Annotated in this window: 17 protein-coding genes; 14 read left to right on the top strand and 3 right to left on the bottom strand. The window is 59.2% G+C overall.

What is annotated here, in order from left to right:
• Positions 1-21: 21 nt before the first annotated feature.
• On the top strand, positions 22-744 hold the full coding sequence (locus ACQK2G_RS01100) for an SDR family oxidoreductase (RefSeq protein ID WP_425403163.1): 723 nt from the start codon (positions 22-24) through the stop codon (positions 742-744).
• A gap of 63 nt (positions 745-807) precedes the next feature.
• Here the strand turns inward: ACQK2G_RS01100 and ACQK2G_RS01105 are convergent, their stop codons facing one another.
• Complete coding sequence (locus tag ACQK2G_RS01105; protein WP_425403164.1) at positions 808-1,437, bottom strand: hypothetical protein; 630 nt, start codon at positions 1,435-1,437, stop codon at positions 808-810.
• Between the two features lie 146 nt (positions 1,438-1,583).
• On the opposite strand from ACQK2G_RS01105, the gene tcuA reads away from it, so the two are divergent.
• The 4 genes from tcuA to ACQK2G_RS01125 are packed head-to-tail and all read left to right on the top strand — an operon-like array spanning position 1,584 to position 5,992.
• Positions 1,584-2,984, top strand: coding sequence for an FAD-dependent tricarballylate dehydrogenase TcuA (gene tcuA / locus ACQK2G_RS01110; protein ID WP_425403165.1), 1,401 nt, complete (start codon positions 1,584-1,586; stop codon positions 2,982-2,984).
• A complete protein-coding gene (tcuB, locus tag ACQK2G_RS01115) occupies positions 2,974-4,065 on the top strand; it encodes a tricarballylate utilization 4Fe-4S protein TcuB (protein ID WP_425403166.1) in 1,092 nt (363 codons plus the stop codon). Before tcuA ends, tcuB begins: the two co-directional genes overlap by 11 nt.
• A gap of 30 nt (positions 4,066-4,095) precedes the next feature.
• Positions 4,096-5,010 (top strand): NAD-dependent epimerase/dehydratase family protein, encoded by a 915-nt coding sequence (locus ACQK2G_RS01120; RefSeq protein WP_425403167.1) that lies wholly within the window; start codon positions 4,096-4,098, stop codon positions 5,008-5,010.
• A 34-nt stretch (positions 5,011-5,044) separates the two neighbouring features.
• Positions 5,045-5,992: an NAD-dependent epimerase/dehydratase family protein gene (locus ACQK2G_RS01125; RefSeq protein ID WP_425403168.1), complete on the top strand. Its 948-nt coding sequence runs from the start codon at positions 5,045-5,047 to the stop codon at positions 5,990-5,992.
• A gap of 10 nt (positions 5,993-6,002) precedes the next feature.
• On the opposite strand, the gene ACQK2G_RS01130 is transcribed toward ACQK2G_RS01125, so the two are convergent.
• Entirely contained in the window at positions 6,003-6,536 is a 534-nt protein-coding gene (locus tag ACQK2G_RS01130) for an N-acetyltransferase family protein (RefSeq protein ID WP_425403169.1), read from the bottom strand.
• A gap of 7 nt (positions 6,537-6,543) precedes the next feature.
• Positions 6,544-7,116: a helix-turn-helix domain-containing protein gene (locus tag ACQK2G_RS01135; RefSeq protein ID WP_425403170.1), complete on the bottom strand. Its 573-nt coding sequence runs from the start codon at positions 7,114-7,116 to the stop codon at positions 6,544-6,546.
• Between the two features lie 101 nt (positions 7,117-7,217).
• Between ACQK2G_RS01135 and ACQK2G_RS01140 the strand changes: the two genes are divergently transcribed.
• The 9 genes from ACQK2G_RS01140 to ACQK2G_RS01180 all read left to right on the top strand — a co-directional run bounded on the left by ACQK2G_RS01140 (position 7,218) and on the right by ACQK2G_RS01180 (position 16,973).
• Positions 7,218-7,829 carry a dimethylsulfonioproprionate lyase family protein gene (locus ACQK2G_RS01140; RefSeq protein WP_425403171.1) on the top strand — a complete coding sequence of 204 codons (612 nt, stop codon included), beginning with the start codon at positions 7,218-7,220 and terminating at the stop codon, positions 7,827-7,829.
• Positions 7,830-7,854: 25 nt separating this feature from the next.
• On the top strand, positions 7,855-8,742 hold the full coding sequence (locus ACQK2G_RS01145; protein ID WP_425403172.1) for an alpha/beta fold hydrolase: 888 nt from the start codon (positions 7,855-7,857) through the stop codon (positions 8,740-8,742).
• A 179-nt stretch (positions 8,743-8,921) separates the two neighbouring features.
• Entirely contained in the window at positions 8,922-10,379 is a 1,458-nt protein-coding gene (locus tag ACQK2G_RS01150) for an amidase (RefSeq protein ID WP_425403173.1), read from the top strand.
• A gap of 261 nt (positions 10,380-10,640) precedes the next feature.
• Positions 10,641-11,456, top strand: a complete 816-nt coding sequence (locus ACQK2G_RS01155; RefSeq protein WP_425403174.1) for a helix-turn-helix transcriptional regulator — start codon at positions 10,641-10,643, stop codon at positions 11,454-11,456.
• A gap of 137 nt (positions 11,457-11,593) precedes the next feature.
• Positions 11,594-12,736 carry an ABC transporter ATP-binding protein gene (locus ACQK2G_RS01160; protein ID WP_425403175.1) on the top strand — a complete coding sequence of 381 codons (1,143 nt, stop codon included), beginning with the start codon at positions 11,594-11,596 and terminating at the stop codon, positions 12,734-12,736.
• Position 12,737: 1 nt separating this feature from the next.
• Positions 12,738-13,697, top strand: coding sequence for an ABC transporter permease (locus ACQK2G_RS01165; protein WP_425403176.1), 960 nt, complete (start codon positions 12,738-12,740; stop codon positions 13,695-13,697).
• On the top strand, positions 13,690-14,526 hold the full coding sequence (locus tag ACQK2G_RS01170; protein ID WP_425403177.1) for an ABC transporter permease: 837 nt from the start codon (positions 13,690-13,692) through the stop codon (positions 14,524-14,526). Before ACQK2G_RS01165 ends, ACQK2G_RS01170 begins: the two co-directional genes overlap by 8 nt.
• A gap of 89 nt (positions 14,527-14,615) precedes the next feature.
• On the top strand, positions 14,616-15,653 hold the full coding sequence (locus ACQK2G_RS01175) for an extracellular solute-binding protein (protein ID WP_425403178.1): 1,038 nt from the start codon (positions 14,616-14,618) through the stop codon (positions 15,651-15,653).
• Positions 15,654-15,746: 93 nt separating this feature from the next.
• Positions 15,747-16,973 carry a serine hydrolase domain-containing protein gene (locus ACQK2G_RS01180; protein WP_425403179.1) on the top strand — a complete coding sequence of 409 codons (1,227 nt, stop codon included), beginning with the start codon at positions 15,747-15,749 and terminating at the stop codon, positions 16,971-16,973.
• The last annotated feature ends 129 nt before the right edge of the window (positions 16,974-17,102 follow it).

A 17,102-nucleotide genomic window follows, 5' to 3' on the forward strand; every position in this document is an offset into this window, starting at 1 on the left:
CAAGCAGAAAGAAGGATTATCATGGCAAACAAACTGGCATTGGTGTTCGGAGGGTCGCGGGGCATCGGCGCCGCGGCGGTCCAGAAACTGGCGGAGCAAGGGTTCGATGTCGCCTTCACCTATGTGTCCAACCCGCCGGATGAGCAGGAATCCACGTCCGGGTCGAAGGTTGTCGGCTATCAGGTCGATATCACCGACCCGGCGCAGGTCGTCAAGGTCTTTTCGGCCGTGTCAAATGACTTCGGCTCGGCGCCCGATTGTGTCGTAGCCAATGCGGGAATCAATGTGCCGCCCGGCCCCGTCGCGGATTTCAACAACGACAATTTCAGGAAGCTGGTCGAAGTGAATTTGGTCGGTGCTTTCAATGTGCTGCAGCATGCGGCGCGGAATGTTCAGGAAGGCGGTGCGATCATCGGTGTAACGACAACGCTGGTGCGTTTCGCGGCGCCCGGTTTGGGCCCGTACAGCGCCACGAAGGCGGCGTTCGAATGTCTTCTTCGGTCGATGCAGAAGGAACTCGCCGGTCGAGGTATTCGGGTCAATGGTGTTGCCCCTGGACCGGTCGATACCGACCTGTTCCGTTCCGGCAAGGATGAGGCCGCGGTGCAGCGGTCGGCGGCAATGAGCCCATTCAATCGCGTGGGGAAACCGGAAGAGGTGGCGGAGGTCATCGCGTTCCTTGCCTCGCCGAAATCTTCCTGGGTTGCCGGACAGATCGTTCAGCCGAATGGCGGGCTTGTATAAGGGAATCGCCTGTATCCGACGGGATGTGGGATCGGCGCCGGGGGCGCGCCGATCCCGCCAAATTCAGACGGAGCCGCTCTCCAATTCGCAGAGAAATCGATAGACTTCGCCTGATTGCGCATTCGATCCCACAAGGTTGTTCAAGCGGGAAAGGACGGCTTCGGCATCGGCTTGGCGCAGCGTTTCCACCATGATGCAAGCGGCTATCTTTTCGTCTCCGCCGCGCAGTTTTTCTTCGGCGGTCTGCTCATTGCCGGCTTCGGCACTGACCCACAGCTCACGGCGGATCGTGCGCGCCAGGATTTCGGGGTCGTTCAATACATCGTCGGCGCCTTCGGCGGAATTGAGCCGCACCGCAATGGCGAATGCCCCACGCAGGCCGCCTTCCCGGCGGGCTACTTTGCAAACCGTCCGGCTCATGTCGCGCATGACGTCGTTCATGACCCGGCGGGTCCAATCCGTTGGGTTTTCAAGGCGTTCGAGATAGGCCGGCGAGGTCAAGGTTTCCGGCGTTTCCGTTTCATAATAGGTGAAGAACCGTTGTCGGGCGCCTTCCGCCTCGTACCGGCGGCCGCGCAGGATTCCGGGAATGCCGAGCCGTTCGGGAAAGTGTTCTTTCTTGTACCAATCCTCGTACTCATCCGCATGTGCGGCCTCTCTGTTGTTCCAGAGCGCTAGGATACCCGTGCTCATCAATATGCCTCCCGTTGGTGTCGAATTTCGGCTCACGATTGATTGCCGACAAATGGATACCATTGTATACATGATGCAGCAAACAGACTTACAAAGCGAAGCGGTCCGATGAACGGCGCGGGCTTTCATTAATAAGCGGGTGTAGCATGAAGAGTAACGGGCCCGATGGCATCCAGTGGGATCTGGTCGTTGTCGGTGGTGGCAATGCAGCGCTTTGCGCCGCGATTACGGCGGCGGAACAAGGGGCGCGGGTCGTCGTGCTGGAAAGCGCGCCGAAAAACTATCGCGGGGGAAACAGCCGCCATACCAGGAATTTCCGATGCATGCATCGCGGGCCGCTTTCCGTGCTGACGGATGCGTATTCAGAGGACGAGTATTTCGAAGATTTGTTGCGTGTCACGAAAGGCAAGACCGACGAAAACCTGGCCCGCATGGTTATCCGAACCTCTGAGGAATGCTTGCCCTGGATGGAACAGCACGGTGTGCGTTTCCAGCCCTCTCTGTCGGGCACATTGTCCCTGTCGCGGACCAATGCGTTCTTTCTTGGCGGCGGAAAGGCCCTGGTGAACGCCTATTACAATACGGCGGAAGACCTGGGCGTTGAGGTCTACTACGATGCGGATGTCTCCCATGTCGCGACCGAGAACTCCCGCTTTTCCCATGTAGAAGTATTTTTGGATGGGGAGGTCGTGCGGATCGAAGGGAAAGCAGCCGTCCTTGCTTCCGGCGGTTTCCAGGGAAACATCGATTGGCTCGCAGACGCCTGGGGGCCTGCGGCCCGGAACTTCCTGATCCGTGGTACGCCGTATAACAAGGGTGCGGTTCTGCGCGACATGCTAGACCAGGGCGCGAACAGCGTTGGAGACCCGACCCAATGTCATGCGGTGGCGATCGACGGCCGGGCCCCGAAATTCGATGGCGGTATCGTAACGCGGTTGGATTGCGTGCCGTTCTCCGTCGTGGTCAACAAGGATGGCCGGCGCTTTTACGACGAAGGGGAAGACGTCTGGCCCAAGCGTTATGCGATATGGGGCCGACTGGTCGCGGCCCAACCCGACCAGGTGGCCTATTCCGTCATCGATAGTAAAAGTTTCGACCTCTTCATGCCGTCGGTTTTCCCGCCCGAGAAAGCTGACACGCTTGAGGAACTGGCGTCGATCCTGAATCTGCCGAAGGGTGATTTCCTTCAGACCGTCGCGAATTTCAACGCCGCTTGCCGGGACGGAAAATTCCATCCCACCGAGTTGGATGGTCTGGCCACCGTCGGCGTGGAGCCGGCCAAGACGAACTGGGCGCGTCCGCTCGATACGCCGCCCTATTACGCCTATCAATTGCGACCCGGCGTGACCTTCACTTATCTCGGCCTGCGGGTCGACGAGACCGCACGCGTTTCCCATGCCGCGGGCCGATACGAAAATGTCTGGGCGGCGGGTGAAATCATGGCGGGAAGCATCCTGGGCGAGGGCTATCTCGCCGGGTTCGGTATGACGATCGGGACGGTCTTCGGCCGTATCGCCGGGAAGGAGGCTGCCGCCTATGTCGCTTGATCTTGCTACCCTGGCCGACCGGTCCACGGATGCCATTGCCGAGGCACGCCGACAATTGGAGGTCTGCAATGCCTGCCGGTATTGCGAGGGGTTTTGTTCCGTCTTTCCGGCGATGACCCGGCAGAAGGCCTTTGCCGATGGCGATATCACTCATCTGGCAAATCTCTGCCACAATTGCCGCGGCTGTTACTATTCGTGCCAGTATACGCCACCGCATGAATTCGACCTGAACATTCCGGCCGCGTTGGGCGATGCCCGGCAGGAAAGCTGGGAGCGTTTTGCGTTCCCCTCGGCCTTCGGAAAACTGTTTCATCAGCGCGGTGTCGCGGTTCTCGCTGTGATTCTGGCGGTCACGCTTCTTGCGATTTGGTTCATGCAAACGGTCCAGCCGGTCGGGGGCGACGGGTTTTATGCCTATATGTCGCATAATGCGATGATCTCGATCTTCATCCCCGCTTTTCTGTTTCCTTTCGCGGCGATCGCGGTTGGGATCAGGCGGTATTGGCGTGAAACCGGGGGACAGAGCGCTCGCTTGGCCCATTTCGTCGCGGCGTTCAAGGATGCTGCTGCGCTGCGCAATCTGGATGGCGGCCAGGGACAGGGCTGCAACTTTGAAAAGACGGATCGCTATACCAATACCCGTCGCTATGCCCATCAGGCAGCGATGTACGGGTTCCTTTTGTGCTTCGCCGCTACATCGGTTGCGACCGTTCTGCATTACCTTTTCGACATGCCGGCGCCTTATCCCCTGTTCAGTCTTCCGAAGATACTCGGGCTGACGGGCGGCATCCTATTGTGTCTTGGTACGGCGAAACTGGCCTACCTGAAGACGAAGGCCGATCCCGCATTGGGGACCGCCCGCGTCTGGGGCGGTGAAATGGCTTTCATCCTGCTGCTCTTCTTCGTCAGCGCAACGGGCCTTGTTCTCTATTTTGTATCGGGTACGGCCCTGGTCGAGTGGATGCTGCCTTTGCATCTGGCTGCGGTCTTCACGTTTTTCCTGCTGACGCCGTATTCGAAAATGGCGCACGGGTTCTACCGTCTGACAGCCTTGGTGCGGGAAGCACAAATGAAACGGTAACGGGCCGTTCGATAACAACGGGGGGAAATTATGAACGACAAACCACTGGTTCTGATCACCGGCGCCGCCGGGCTTATGGGATGCTATCTGGTTCGGGAAATGCGCGAGGCCGGTTATCCCGTGCGCGGATTCGATTTGCGCGAAGGCAGCGAGGCCTGCGATTGGGTCATCGGCGATGTGACGTCGGGCGCGGATGTCGCACGTGCCATGAAGGGTGCAGGCGTCGTGATCCATACAGCGGCGCGTGCGAATATCTGGCAGGGAACAGGCGAGGAAATCCTGCAGACGAACGTGATGGGGACCTGGCAAGTCTACGAGGCTGCTCGCCAGGAAGGGATCAAGAAAATCGTCTTCTGTTCGAGTGATTCCGTCGTCGGTTATACGGTGCGCGAGGGGGCGATGGTGCCGCCCAGCTACATGCCCGTCGATACGGATCATCCGTTGCGGGCGACCGACCCCTACGCTTTGAGCAAAGTTCTGGGCGAGGATATAGCACGCTCATTTACCCATTGGGGCATGACGACCGTGGCGTTGCGGACCGTCTTTGTCGCCTATCCGGAAATGGAAGGGGAAATCCGGGCCCGCCACGCCGCTCCGGCAAATTACAAGGGAACCCCGGCCGGTGGTCCGTCCAGCGCGGGCGGCGGGGCCTTCTACAACTATATCGACCCGCGCGACCTGGCGCGCGCCTTCAAGCTTGCCCTGGAACTGGACCTGCCGCCGGGCACGCTCAAGGCCTATTTCCTCTCGTCCGGTGAGACCTTCTCACCTGAACCGACCCTCGATCGCGCCAAACGTCTGCATGGAGACGCCATAGAGGTTCGGGACGCATCGATTTATGCGCGGGCGCCTTATGCGGGGCTCTACGACACGACGAAGGCAGCGCAGGAATTGGGCTTCGTCGCCGAACACAGCCTGCGGCAATATATCGAAACCGAGGGATGAGTCGTCCTTACCAGACACCACAGGAATGAAGACAATGAAAAAAGTTCTCGTAACCGGCGGCTCCGGCTGGCTCGGGGCTGCCGTCGTACGGCGGCTGCTGTCCCAAGGCGACGACGTGGTTTCGGTCGACCTTCTCGTCAATCCGGAGATGGAAGCGCTTGCCAAGCAAAAAACCAGACTCGAAAACCGCGTGGCGGATCTAACCGACTCCGACAGTATTCGCGAGGTCGTGGTCCAGGCAAAACCGGACGCTGTCATTCATTGCGGCGCTATTGTCGGTGTTCTGCAGTGCGCGGATATCCCGGCCAAGGTGACGCGCGTCAACGTAGAAGGAATGGCCAACCTGCTGGAGGCGATGCGGATTGCCGGCGTTGGACGCATGGTTCACGTATCGACCGAAGAGACATACGGTGACTTTGAAACTTCGGTCATCTCAGAAGACCATCCGCAGCGGCCGACCAGCGTCTATGGTTTGACCAAACTGGCGGCGGAAAACTTTGCCCGCGTCTACAGTCGCAACCACGGTATCGAATGCATTCATGTCCGGACTTGTTGGGTCTATGGGCCGAACCTCCCGCGTCCACGTATGCCGAAGACCTATGTGGACGCCGCGCTGCGCGGCGAGTCGCTGATTGAGCCCTGTGGCGGCGATTTCGCGGTCGATCAGGTCTATATCGACGATACGGTCAGCGGCCTCGTTCTGGCCCTGAACAAACCGGATCATCGTTTCGATACCTACAATGTCGCGACAGGTGTTGCTCCCACATTGGGGGATGTCGCCGAGCTTGTGAATGCAAGTGTTCCCGGGTCATCCATTCGAATTGAACCGGGACCCTACTATCTGGACGGCAAAATCCTCTCCGCCCGTAAGGGGGCGCTCGACATTTCTCGCGCCCGGAAGGAATTGGGTTACGAGCCGCAATTTCCGATCGAACGAGGGATTGCCTTGATCATCGAAGAGGCGCGCAAAGCACGCGGCTGAACGATCCCGTTCAGATTTCCTTGTACATGATGGTGGTCGGGTCCAGCCGACCAGGTTCCTTCGTGTCCCGGCAGAAGTTCGGGATAATACCGACGGTCCGGTATCCGAGAGCCGTATAGAGAGGCTCTGCTTTGTCGCCGGTGCGTGTGTCCAGCGTGATCAGGCTTCGGGCCATGGTGCGGGCTGTTTCCTCCAACGCAGTCATCAGCAATTTGGCGATTCCGCGCCGACGGAAATCCGGGTGGACCATCAGCTTGTTCACGTCTACTCGGTGCGGCTGATTGGCGGGCATGCCATGGGCCAGCTGAACCGATCCTGCGATCGCCCCGCCAAGTCGGGCGACGAACAGATGCCGTCGATTTCTGGCGACTTCCGGCCTGACCTTTTCGGTCCAGAAATCTTTGGCCTCGGCTTCGGAGAACGGCAGAACGAACCCGATACTGGCGCCGTCATGAACCACGGCGTGCAGCATCTCGCCAAGCTGGGTCAGATCCCGATCCAGTTCTGCCAGGGACATGCGATCTATTCTCACGGTCTCGTCCATATGGTCCTCAAACGATGAACAACAGATATTCTGCGGCTGTATCGGCCGGGGTATCGAAGGCGCTTGCACCGTCCAATCGGTATCGTAGGCAATCGCCCGCCTCCAATTGATGTTCGGACCCCTCGATTGTTATCGTCATCCGGCCGTTCAGCAGGACAAGGTGATGTTCCATCCTGGGCCGGGGCGATGCGTCATAGGCGATCCGTCGGCCCGGCTCCAAATGGCAGTGCAGGGCCTCGCCGCTCAGGGAATCCGAGGGTGGGGAAACGATGCGGCGGGTAAAGCCAGCCTCCGTGTCCGACCATTCGGTCTGGTCAGACCGTTTCACCAGCGGCACGAAATCCTGCTCAACGAGATGCATCAAGCGTGACAGCGTGAGGCCATGTACAGCGCAGAGCTTGCCGAGCACAGCGGCGGTGGCACTGACGGCCGCATTTTCCAGGCGTGAAAGCGTCGCGCGGCTGATGCCGCTGCGTGCTGCGAGGTCATCCAGGGACCATCCCCGTGCGATGCGCAACCCCCGAAGCCTCTCCGCCAGCCTGTTGTCGATATCCGTATCGTTTGGAATTGAATGTTCCATATTTGAAATAAAATCTCTTATTCGGGAAAAATCAAGATGCTTGTGTCTCGGCAAAACTGGCCTAAGGATTTCAGAAAGCAAAATGTCGCGAAGGACCCGCCTTGATTCCGACAATCGAAAATGTGCTGGATCATTCCTGGCGCGAGGTCGAAGCACGGGTGGACGCTGTCACCGGAACGCGCATTCGGCGTCCCGAAACCGTGCCGAAGGATGTCCCTCTTCGCACCGGTCGGGTCGGTACGGATTTTCCGGTGTTGAGACATTTACCCCACGCCCTGGAAGCCGCGGCCGCGTGGAATTTGGCCGGTCTTGCGGATAGTTTTGGCGCGCTTGCAGGGGCAATCGAGTGGTCTCAGAACTCCGGCTACACGGAAGAGAACAGCAGCCGGGCTTTTCTGGATGGCTATGCCTATGCCTCATTCTCCGGCCCGGATGGGCCGATCGTTTGCGAAGCGCCGATGGCGGGCTTCATGCTTTTGGGACCGAATGTCCATTATCCCGATCACCGTCATGAACCGCGCGAGGTCTATCTCGTTCTGACCTCCGGCGTTCAATGGACCCTGGATTCCGGGGAATGGTTCGATGTGGCTCCAGGCACGATGATCGTTCACGACCGGTGGCAGAAACACGCAATACGAACCAGGAATACACCTTTTCTTGCTTTCGCCGCCTGGATGGAGGCAGGACCTCGAAACGGAATCGAATGGGCATGAAGAACAAAACCCGGAAAGATAGCTGATGACGATCCACAGGACCGAGGCCGGAGTTCTGGAGGTGGCGTATCGGCGTGTCGGGCCGCCCGATGGGTGGCCCTGTATTCTGGGGCATGGTTTCCCCTATGATGTCCATGCCTATGACGATGTCGCCGACCTTCTTGCCAAGGAAGGCGCACTTGTGATCATCCCCTATCTGCGTGGTTACGGGCCGACCCGTTTCCTGTCCGATGATACGCCGCGCTCGGGAGAGCAGGCCGCGCTGGGCGCCGATTTGCTGGCCTTGATGGATGCGCTTCAAATCGAACGTGCATTCCTGGGCGGCTACGACTGGGGCGGTCGGGCCGCCTGTATCGTCTCCGCCTTGTGGCCTGACCGTGTTCTTGGGCTGGTTTCCGGGAACTCGTACAATATCCAGAATATTGCAAAATCATGGGAACCAGCCCCCGCAGCGGAAGAAGCGACATGCTGGTATCAGTATTTTTTCCATTCCGAACGCGGAAGGCGGGGGCTGGAACGCGATCGGCGCGACATTGCCCGGTTGCTGTGGAAAATGTGGTCGCCCACATGGAATTTTGACCAGGATACGTTCGAACGTTCCGCGATTTCCTTCGATAACCCGGATTTCGTCGACGTCGTCATCCACTCTTATCGTCATCGTTTCGGCCTCGTTCCGGGCGATCCCGCGGTAGCCCATATCGAAACGCAACTCGTGGCGCAGCCGCCGATTTCCGTGCCGACGATATCAATCGACGGCGACATGGATGGGGTAAACACAGGCACCGCGGCACATGCAGTCAAATTCTCCGGACCACACGAACATCGGATATTCGAACAGGCGGGACATAACCTACCGCAAGAACGGCCGATGCAATGGGCGCAGGCCGTGCTGGACGTCAAGGAAATGGCATAAGGACGATTGCCGTATCGTGTTACCACAAGCTGCGGTAGGCGAGTTCATTTTACTCAATAAGTGGATATTGCGGTGCGAAAAAGGCGGTCGAAGCGCCGGTTAGCGGCTTGCCAAGCGCGGGGTAGTTGTGACCTCATATTGGGCGAGCGTTCAGTAGTGAGGCAAGGATCAGGGGGCAAATGAGCGCGTTCGCTCAATACGAAAGTTTTGACGCCACGGGGTTGGCAGGGCTGGTTGCGTCCGGCGAGGTATCGCCGGGCGAATTGCTCGACGCGGCCTTGGAACGCGTGCATGCGCTGAACCCCAAACTCAACGCCGTGACCATGATGCAGGAGGCGAGGGCTCGTGAGAACATTGCCCGCGGCCTTCCCTGCGGTCCGCTGCACGGGGTGCCGTTCCTGCTGAAGGATCTGGGCGCGGAGGCGGTCGGCTTCCCGGGGCATAACGGTTCGATGCTGCTCAAGGATACGCAGTATTCCGGCAATTCCTCTATCGTCGACCGTTTGCTCAAGGCGGGTGTCGTGTTGTTCGGGCGGACAACCGCGCCTGAGGGCGGCGTCGGGGCGGCGACGGAAGCGGCCGTTTATGGCGGCCCGACACGGAACCCATGGAATTTGGACCATACGCCCGGCGGGTCGTCCGGCGGTTCCGGCGCGGCAGTGGCGGCTGGTATCGTGCCGGCGGCACATGGCTCGGATGGTGGCGGGTCGGTTCGGATTCCGGCGTCGTCCTGCGGTTTGTTCGGATTCAAACCGACCAGGGCCCGGTTGCCCGACGGCCCGAATTCCGGAGAGGGCTGGGCCGGCATGGCAATCGACGGATTCCTGACCAGGTCGGTTCGCGACACCGCGGTGCTTCTGGATGCCACGCAAGGCGCTGATCTGGGCGCACCCTATGCGGCGCCGCCGCTGAAAGGCAGTTTTGCGGAAGCCGCCAAGGTGACATCGCGGCCGCTGCGCATTGCTTTCGCTACGACGACGTTGACCGGCGACCCGATTGATCCCGCTTGTGCAAAAGCCGTGCTGGAAACGGTTAAACTGCTGGAAGACATGGGACATCATGTCGAAGAGGCCCTGCCGAAAGCGGATACGGTCGGCATGATGAAGGCCTGGACTGCGATTGTGGCGTGCGGCACGGCATTGTGGGTACGCCAGGTGCTTGCGAGAAAAGGTCGGGACCTGCAGCAAGGCGATTTGGAGCCGGTAGCGGTCGATGCCTGCCGGTATGCCAGGACCATTTCAGGAGACCAGTATTTGGAAGCGGTTGAAAAGATTCATGCCTATGGCCGGGAAATAGCCGCCTTCTTCCTTCGCTACGATATCCTGGTTACGCCGACCCTTGCTGAGCCGCCAGCCCGGATCGGTCGGTTCAATCACAGCCGCGAAAGCTATGTCGATTATCGATTGGGCGAGAATGGGATTTTCGCCTATTCGCCTTACACGGCGGCCTTCAACGCCACTGGCCAACCTGCGGCATCGGTACCTATGCATTGGAGTGAGACCGGACTGCCGGTCGGTGTGCATTTGGCCTCACCTTTCGGCGAAGACGAGATGTTGATGACGCTCTGCGCGGACCTGGAAAGGGCGCGGCCGTGGTTCGATCGCCGCCCGCCGGTCTGTATTGATGCGGCGGGTTAAAAAGGTCGAACCAGGTTCGCTCATGTCGCGAACTGGGCGACACGCCCGAAAGGCGTTCCAATGAAAGGCTACGGCTGCGAGTTTTTTGCTGTTTTCTTTGCCTATTACGATGTTGCGGTGGGCGGTGACCGGGGTTGAACGAGTATGCCATGCCATGGCCCGACAGTTTGCCATGCTGACCGTATGGCTTAGCATATGGCGCAACCAGAACCGTGGTAAGCAAGCCTTGGGGAGAAGGCGGCAGGAAAGGTCGAATTCTGGATGTATCGCGATGACAGCGAACCTGAGGACAGCGCGGAAACATTTTTGGCCCGCGCCATTTCCAGTATCGGCATGGCCGACTTCGTTCCCACGACACTTGACTATCTGCGATGCGTGGCGCCTTTTCGCGGATGTTTCCTGACCATCCTGAACGGCACCAAACGCCCCGAGCACGTCTATGACAATGTGCGCGCCGAACGCCGGTCGGTCGTCATCGACCGTTGGCTCGACGGTGCCTATCTTCTAGATCCCTTCTATACGGTTGCTCGAGATCTGGAGGGCGATGCCGTCCTGCGCTTGCGTGAGACGGCGCCGGATCGGTTCCCACAATCGACCTATTTCCGGGAGTACTACCGCGCAATCCGATTGCAGGACGAAGTGGCTATCCTGATTGGCCTCCTGGACGGATCGACCTTGTTCTATTCCATCGGCCGCACAGGGGACGATCCCCGTTTCAGCGCACGGGATATTGCCGCCTTGCGTCGAGTCCTGCCTGTCGCCGCCGCGCTGAACCGGCGACATTTCGCCGACCGGATGCCGTCGCAAGCCGAGATAGCGGGGGACGACGCGGCCCAGGGCCCCGGTATCGCAGCCGCGTTCGCGCATTTCGGAGAAGACGTTCTCACCGAGCGGGAGCGCGAGATCGCCGGATTAATCTTGAAGGGGCATTCCTCGCAATCCATTGCACGGAACGTCGACATCAAGCAGGGCACCGTGAAAATCCACCGTAAGAACATTTACCGCAAACTCGGCATTTCGTCTCAAAACGAGCTGTTTGCATTGTTTCTTTCAACAGTGGGGACGGACCGAGTTTGATAATAGCAATATCCCTATAGGGGTATTTACCCGGCCTAAGCGTTGCGCCTAGGATTTCATACGAGATCGCGGTTCAAGTGCATTGAACCGAAAAAAAGACGATCCTGTTTGGTGATGCAGTTTGGGGGCAGTTGAGGGTGACAGAGAGCGACGGATCATTATCCGCACGTGGACCATTGGTCGATGAAGGCCGATATGCAATTGAGGTTCGCGGCGTTACGAAAGTTTTCGGTAGTGGTCAGGAAGGAGTCCGCGCGGTCGATGACGTCTCGTTCTCCATCCGCGAAAACGAATTCCTGACCCTTCTTGGACCATCCGGCTGCGGGAAGACCACTCTACTGCGCATGATTGCGGGGTTCGACCACCCTACGTATGGACAGATATACTTGGACGGCGCGGACATATCCGGGCTGCCGCCTTTCAAACGGCCGGTGAACACGGTCTTTCAGAGCTACGCTCTGTTCCCGCATATGACAGTAGCGCAGAATATCGGCTTCGGCCTGGAAATGTTGGGGCAGCCGAAGCAGGAGGTTGAGGCGACCGTTTCCAAAATGCTGGAACTGGTCCAAATGCAAGCCCTTAAGGATCGTCGAACCGACCAGATTTCCGGGGGGCAGCAACAGCGCGTCGCGCTTGCCCGCGCGCTTGCCCCGCATCCCAAGGTGCTGCTGCTCGACGAACCGCTGTCCGCGCTCGACTACAAGCTTCGAAAAGAAATGCAGATCGAACTGAAGCGCCTTCAAAACGAGACCGGTATCACCTTCGTCTTTGTCACCCACGATCAGGAAGAAGCCCTGACGATGTCGGACCGGATCGCGGTGATGCAATCGGGCCATGTGCTGCAGCTCGGATCCCCGCGGGAGATATACGACCATCCGGCCGAACGCTTTGTAGCGGATTTTATCGGCGACACGAATTTCCTGGATGTTGAGATCGTTTCGGCGGATGGGAACACGGTGACGCTCAAACTGTCCTCCGGCAGGGAGGTCGAGGCAGATGCGCCCCGGGACGGTACGGTCACGCCGGGTCGACGTGCGACCGCGGCCCTGCGGCCGGAACATGCGACCGTGACGGCGGATGCGGCGTCGGCCGATTTGGCCGGCAAGATGCAAAACGTCGTCTATTTCGGCACCGATACCCACTATCACATCGAGGTTGACGGCGGGGCGCCTTTCGTCGCGCGGGTCCAAAATGTCCGCGGCGGCGAGGCCGCCTTCAAGGCCGGCGACGTTGTTGGCGTCAAGCTGCAGCCGCGCGCCCTGCAAGTGTTGAAGGACTGACATGAGTGAGGTGACGACAAACCGACCGGGCCGTACCGGCGTAACGGACGCGACCAGTCTGGTCGAGGAAGCACGGCGGCGGGAAATCCGAGCCAAGTGGTTGTTGAACACGCCGGCACTGATCGTGCTGTTCTTTGCTGCCTCCGGGCCGCTGCTCGTGATGATCATCTATTCCTTCCTGAAGGCTGGCAATTACGGCGGGGTCGCCTGGGAAATTTCGACCGAAGGCTGGTTCAACGTCTTCCTGCAGCGCGACATATTCGACGACACGCTGTCTGTCGCGGACGCCCACCTGTCGATCCTGTGGCGGTCGGTTAATCTGTCCGTGCAGACGACGTTGACCTGTCTGATCCTGGGCTTCCCGACCGCTTACTTCATCGCGACGCGTCCGCCCTCGGCCCGTAATCTCTGGCTGTTCCTGATCACCATCCCGTTCTGGACCAACCTGTTGATCCGCACCTTCGCGGTGATGGAAGTCATCCGCAACCAGGGCCTGATCAACACCGCGCTGATGGCCCTGGGTGTGATTGACGAGCCGATCCAGATGCTGTTCACCGATTTCGCGATCATGGTGGGGATGACCTATGTCTACCTGCCGCTGATGGTGCTGCCGATCTATGCTTCGATGGAAAAGTTCGACTTCCGGCTGGTTGAGGCGGGGTACGATCTCTATGCGACACGGCTGAAGGTCCTTCGCCGCATCATTATTCCGATGGTGAAGCCGGGGATCGTCGCCGGCTCGATCCTGGTTTTCATCCCGTCGCTCGGCGCCTATGTCACGCCGCGCATTCTTGGCGGCGGTAAAAACATGATGCTGGGCAACCTGATCGCGCTGCAGTTCGGGCAGGGACGCAACTGGCCGCTGGGCTCCGCCCTGTCGCTCACCTTGCTGGCTATCGTCATGATCGCGCTGCTGTTCTATGTCCGCCGCGTCGGCAAGGTGGAGAGCAAGCATGGCTGACGTCGCAAATACCCGCTTGATAAGACGCCGCCGCAAACCATTCTCGATCACTACATTGCCCGGCTTTACGGCGATGGCGGTGATCTGCTTCGCGCTGCTCTACGCGCCGCTTCTGCCGCTGGTATTCTATTCCTTCAACGCAGGTACTTCACTCGCTTTTTGGGAAGGTTTTTCGCTTCGCTGGTATATTTCGGCCTGGGATAACGAGGCTGTTCAAGACGCAACAATCCGTTCCCTCGTGCTGGCCGCCGCGGCGTCTTTCTTCTCTACCATACTAGCGACCATGGCGGCCCTCGGAACGACCCGGACGAGACCCTACAAGGGCTACACGGCGGTCTATGCGATGATCAATCAGCCGCTGATGGTGCCGGAAATCGTCACTGCCGTGGCGCTGCTGATCGTGTTCGCGACCATCAAGGCGGCGACCGGGTATCACGGGCTGGGATACCTCATCATCGCCCATACCGCCTTCTGCATCCCGTTCGCCTATCTGCCTATCCGCGCACGCCTGGAAGGCATGGACACGACGCTTGAGACCGCCGCGGCCGACCTCTACGCTACGCCGTGGAGGGCCTTCCGGCGGGTGACGCTGCCCCTACTTTGGCCCGGCATCCTGGCGGGTGCGATGCTGGCCTTTATCATCTCTCTCGATGATGTCGTCATTACGGAATTCGTGAAATCGTCTGGGCAGGATACGCTGCCGACCTACATGCTGGGTCAGTTGCGCCGCGTTATCACGCCTGAGGTGAACGCGATTTCCTCGGTGCTGCTGGGTATTTCGGTCCTGATCGTCACGTTGCTGTTCCTGATCAACAGACGTTTCAAGTAACTGCCTTGTGCCGGCGTCGTGTGACGAACTGACCACAGATCCGGATGAACTGGTCATCCGGTAACAACAGGGAAGGTAAGGAGCATAAAATGAAGAAAGCACTACTCGCTGCCGCGGTTGGCGTGGCAATGATGGTCGGGGGCGGTGGATCCGCTTCCGCCCAAGGAGAATTGAACTTCTTCAACTGGGGAAACTACACGAACCCCAAGCTGATCGAGAAGTTCGAGGCCGAAACCGGTATCAAGGTCAACATCACCGGTTATGACGACAACGATTCCGCACTCGCCAAGGTCAAGGCCGGCGGCCACGGGTTCGACATGGTGGTCCCGTCCTCCAGCTATGTGCCGATCTGGATTCGTGAAGGCCTGCTGCTGGAATCGCGCCCGGACCAGATGCCGAATTTCAAGCATGTGAAGAAGATCTGGCAGGATGTCGACTGGGATCCGAACCGCCATTATACGGTTCCGTGGCAGTGGGGCAGCGTCGGCGTCATGGTCGATACGGCAGTCTATGACGGCGACATCAACACATCGGCGATCATCTTCGATCCGCCCGAAGAATTGGTCGGCAAGATCAACGTCGCGCCGGAAATGGGCGACGTCATGGGTACGGTCCTGCGCTATATCGGCAGCCAGCCCTGCACGGATGACAAGGCAGCCCTGAAGAAGGCGCGCGACGTCCTGCTGGCGGCCAAGCCGAAATGGCTTTCGATGGAATATGGCGTGATTGAAAAGATCGCCGCCGGCGACCTTGCCGCGTCGCTATACTGGAACGGTGCCGCCTTCCGTGCGCGCCTGAAGAACCCGGACGTGAAATACGGCTACCCGCGTGAGGGCTATTCGCTTTGGATGGACAGCGTCGCGATCCTAAAGGACGCCCAGAATGTGGAGAACGCCAAGAAGTTCCTGAACTTCATCATGCTGCCGGAAAACGCGGCGCTGATCTCCGAATTCGCGCGTTATGCCAACGGGATCGAAGGCTCGGAAGAGTTCATGCCGGACGACATGAAGACGGCGCCGGAAGTGATCATTCCGGAAGAGTTCATCTCTGCCGGTCAATTCGTGCCGACCTGCTCGCCTGAAGTACAGAAGCTGTACACCGCGATCTGGACGGAACTGCAGAAGTAGCAACGATTCCTATATGCCCGGCCAGAACCGCGAACAGACTGCTGTTTCGGTTCTGGCCGCTGCATCTACCATTAACGAACGGGAGGGGAATCCATGTCTCGTGCTGCCTCGACAGTCGGACATGACAGGCCGCGCACTGCCCGCGAACTCGGTATCATGCAAGGGTTCCCGCCGCCTCCGGAGAAACGGCCGACGCTTGAGAACTGGGATCTTCCGCCGTTCAACCGTTGGTCTTTCCAGAACATCAGAAGCCTTTTTCCGACCGTTGGTATCAACCGCGGCGACGGTCCTGTCTTCGATCTGCCGCAAGCGCTGCGGCCGTTCGATGATTTCCGCTTTGAAGCCCCTGAGGGAGGCGAGAAGACGGTCGCGCAGTGTTTGTCCGACACCTATACGGATGCCTTCCTTGTTCTTCACAAAGGGAAGGTCCTGACAGGATCCTATTTCAACGACATGTCCCCGGCGACGCCGCATCTGTCACAATCGGTCGCGAAGTCGGTCGTTGGCGCCCTGATCGGCATCCTGCATGCGGACGGTGTTCTCGACCTGGGCGCGCCGCTCGGTGATCTGGTGCCTGAGCTGAAGCGCTGCGGCTACAAGGACGCGACCCTCAACCACGTGCTTGATATGCAGTCCGGCGTCCGGTTCACCGAGGACTACGGCATTCCGGGCTCCGACATGACCCGGATCGATATCGCCAGCGGTTGGCGCCCTGCCCGCAAGGGGGAAATACGCCCGACTATCCGAGACGTCATCCTGACTCTGCCCAAGGTTCGGGACCACGGTGTGATTTTCGAATACCGCTCGATCGAGACGGATGTGGCTGCCTGGGTGGCTGAACGCGTGACGGGGGCGTCGCTCGCGCAGCTGATTTCCGACCGTATCTGGTCCCGAATCGGGGCGGAGACGGAGGCGTTTTTCACCGTCGACGCGGCGGGAACCGCTTTGGCCGATGGCGGTTTCAATGCCACCTTGCGTGACTATGCCCGTTTCGCGCTGATGATGGCGGAAGGCGGAAAGGTGGGAGATAGACAGGTGGTTCCCGAAACTTGGGTTGAGTCGCTGCGTCGCGGCGAGGCGGACAAGTTTGGGGCCCCTTATACCGATCTTTCCCCGAATGGCGCTTATCGCCGGCATTGGTGGATTCGCGACCTTGGACGCGGTGACTTCATGGCGCGCGGCGTATTCGGACAGTTGCTCTATATCGACCCCGACAACCGGTTTGTCGCGGTGAAACTGTCGACTTGGCCGGACTATTTGATCCCGACGTTCGGCCAGTATGAAATGCGCATGATCGAGGCGATCCGCGACAGCCTTTAAATGGGATGGGCCCGATACCGGGGGTACGGGCTAGGAATGCCCACAGGATCATGGAAACCGCAAATTCCGCTTTCGTGTTTACCGTCCGGAAATCGTTGCGCCGAAGGAACTGGTTTCGGCCGGTCAATT

Source organism: Hwanghaeella sp. (assembly GCF_965227365.1).
GTDB lineage: Bacteria > Pseudomonadota > Alphaproteobacteria > UBA8366 > Aestuariispiraceae > Hwanghaeella.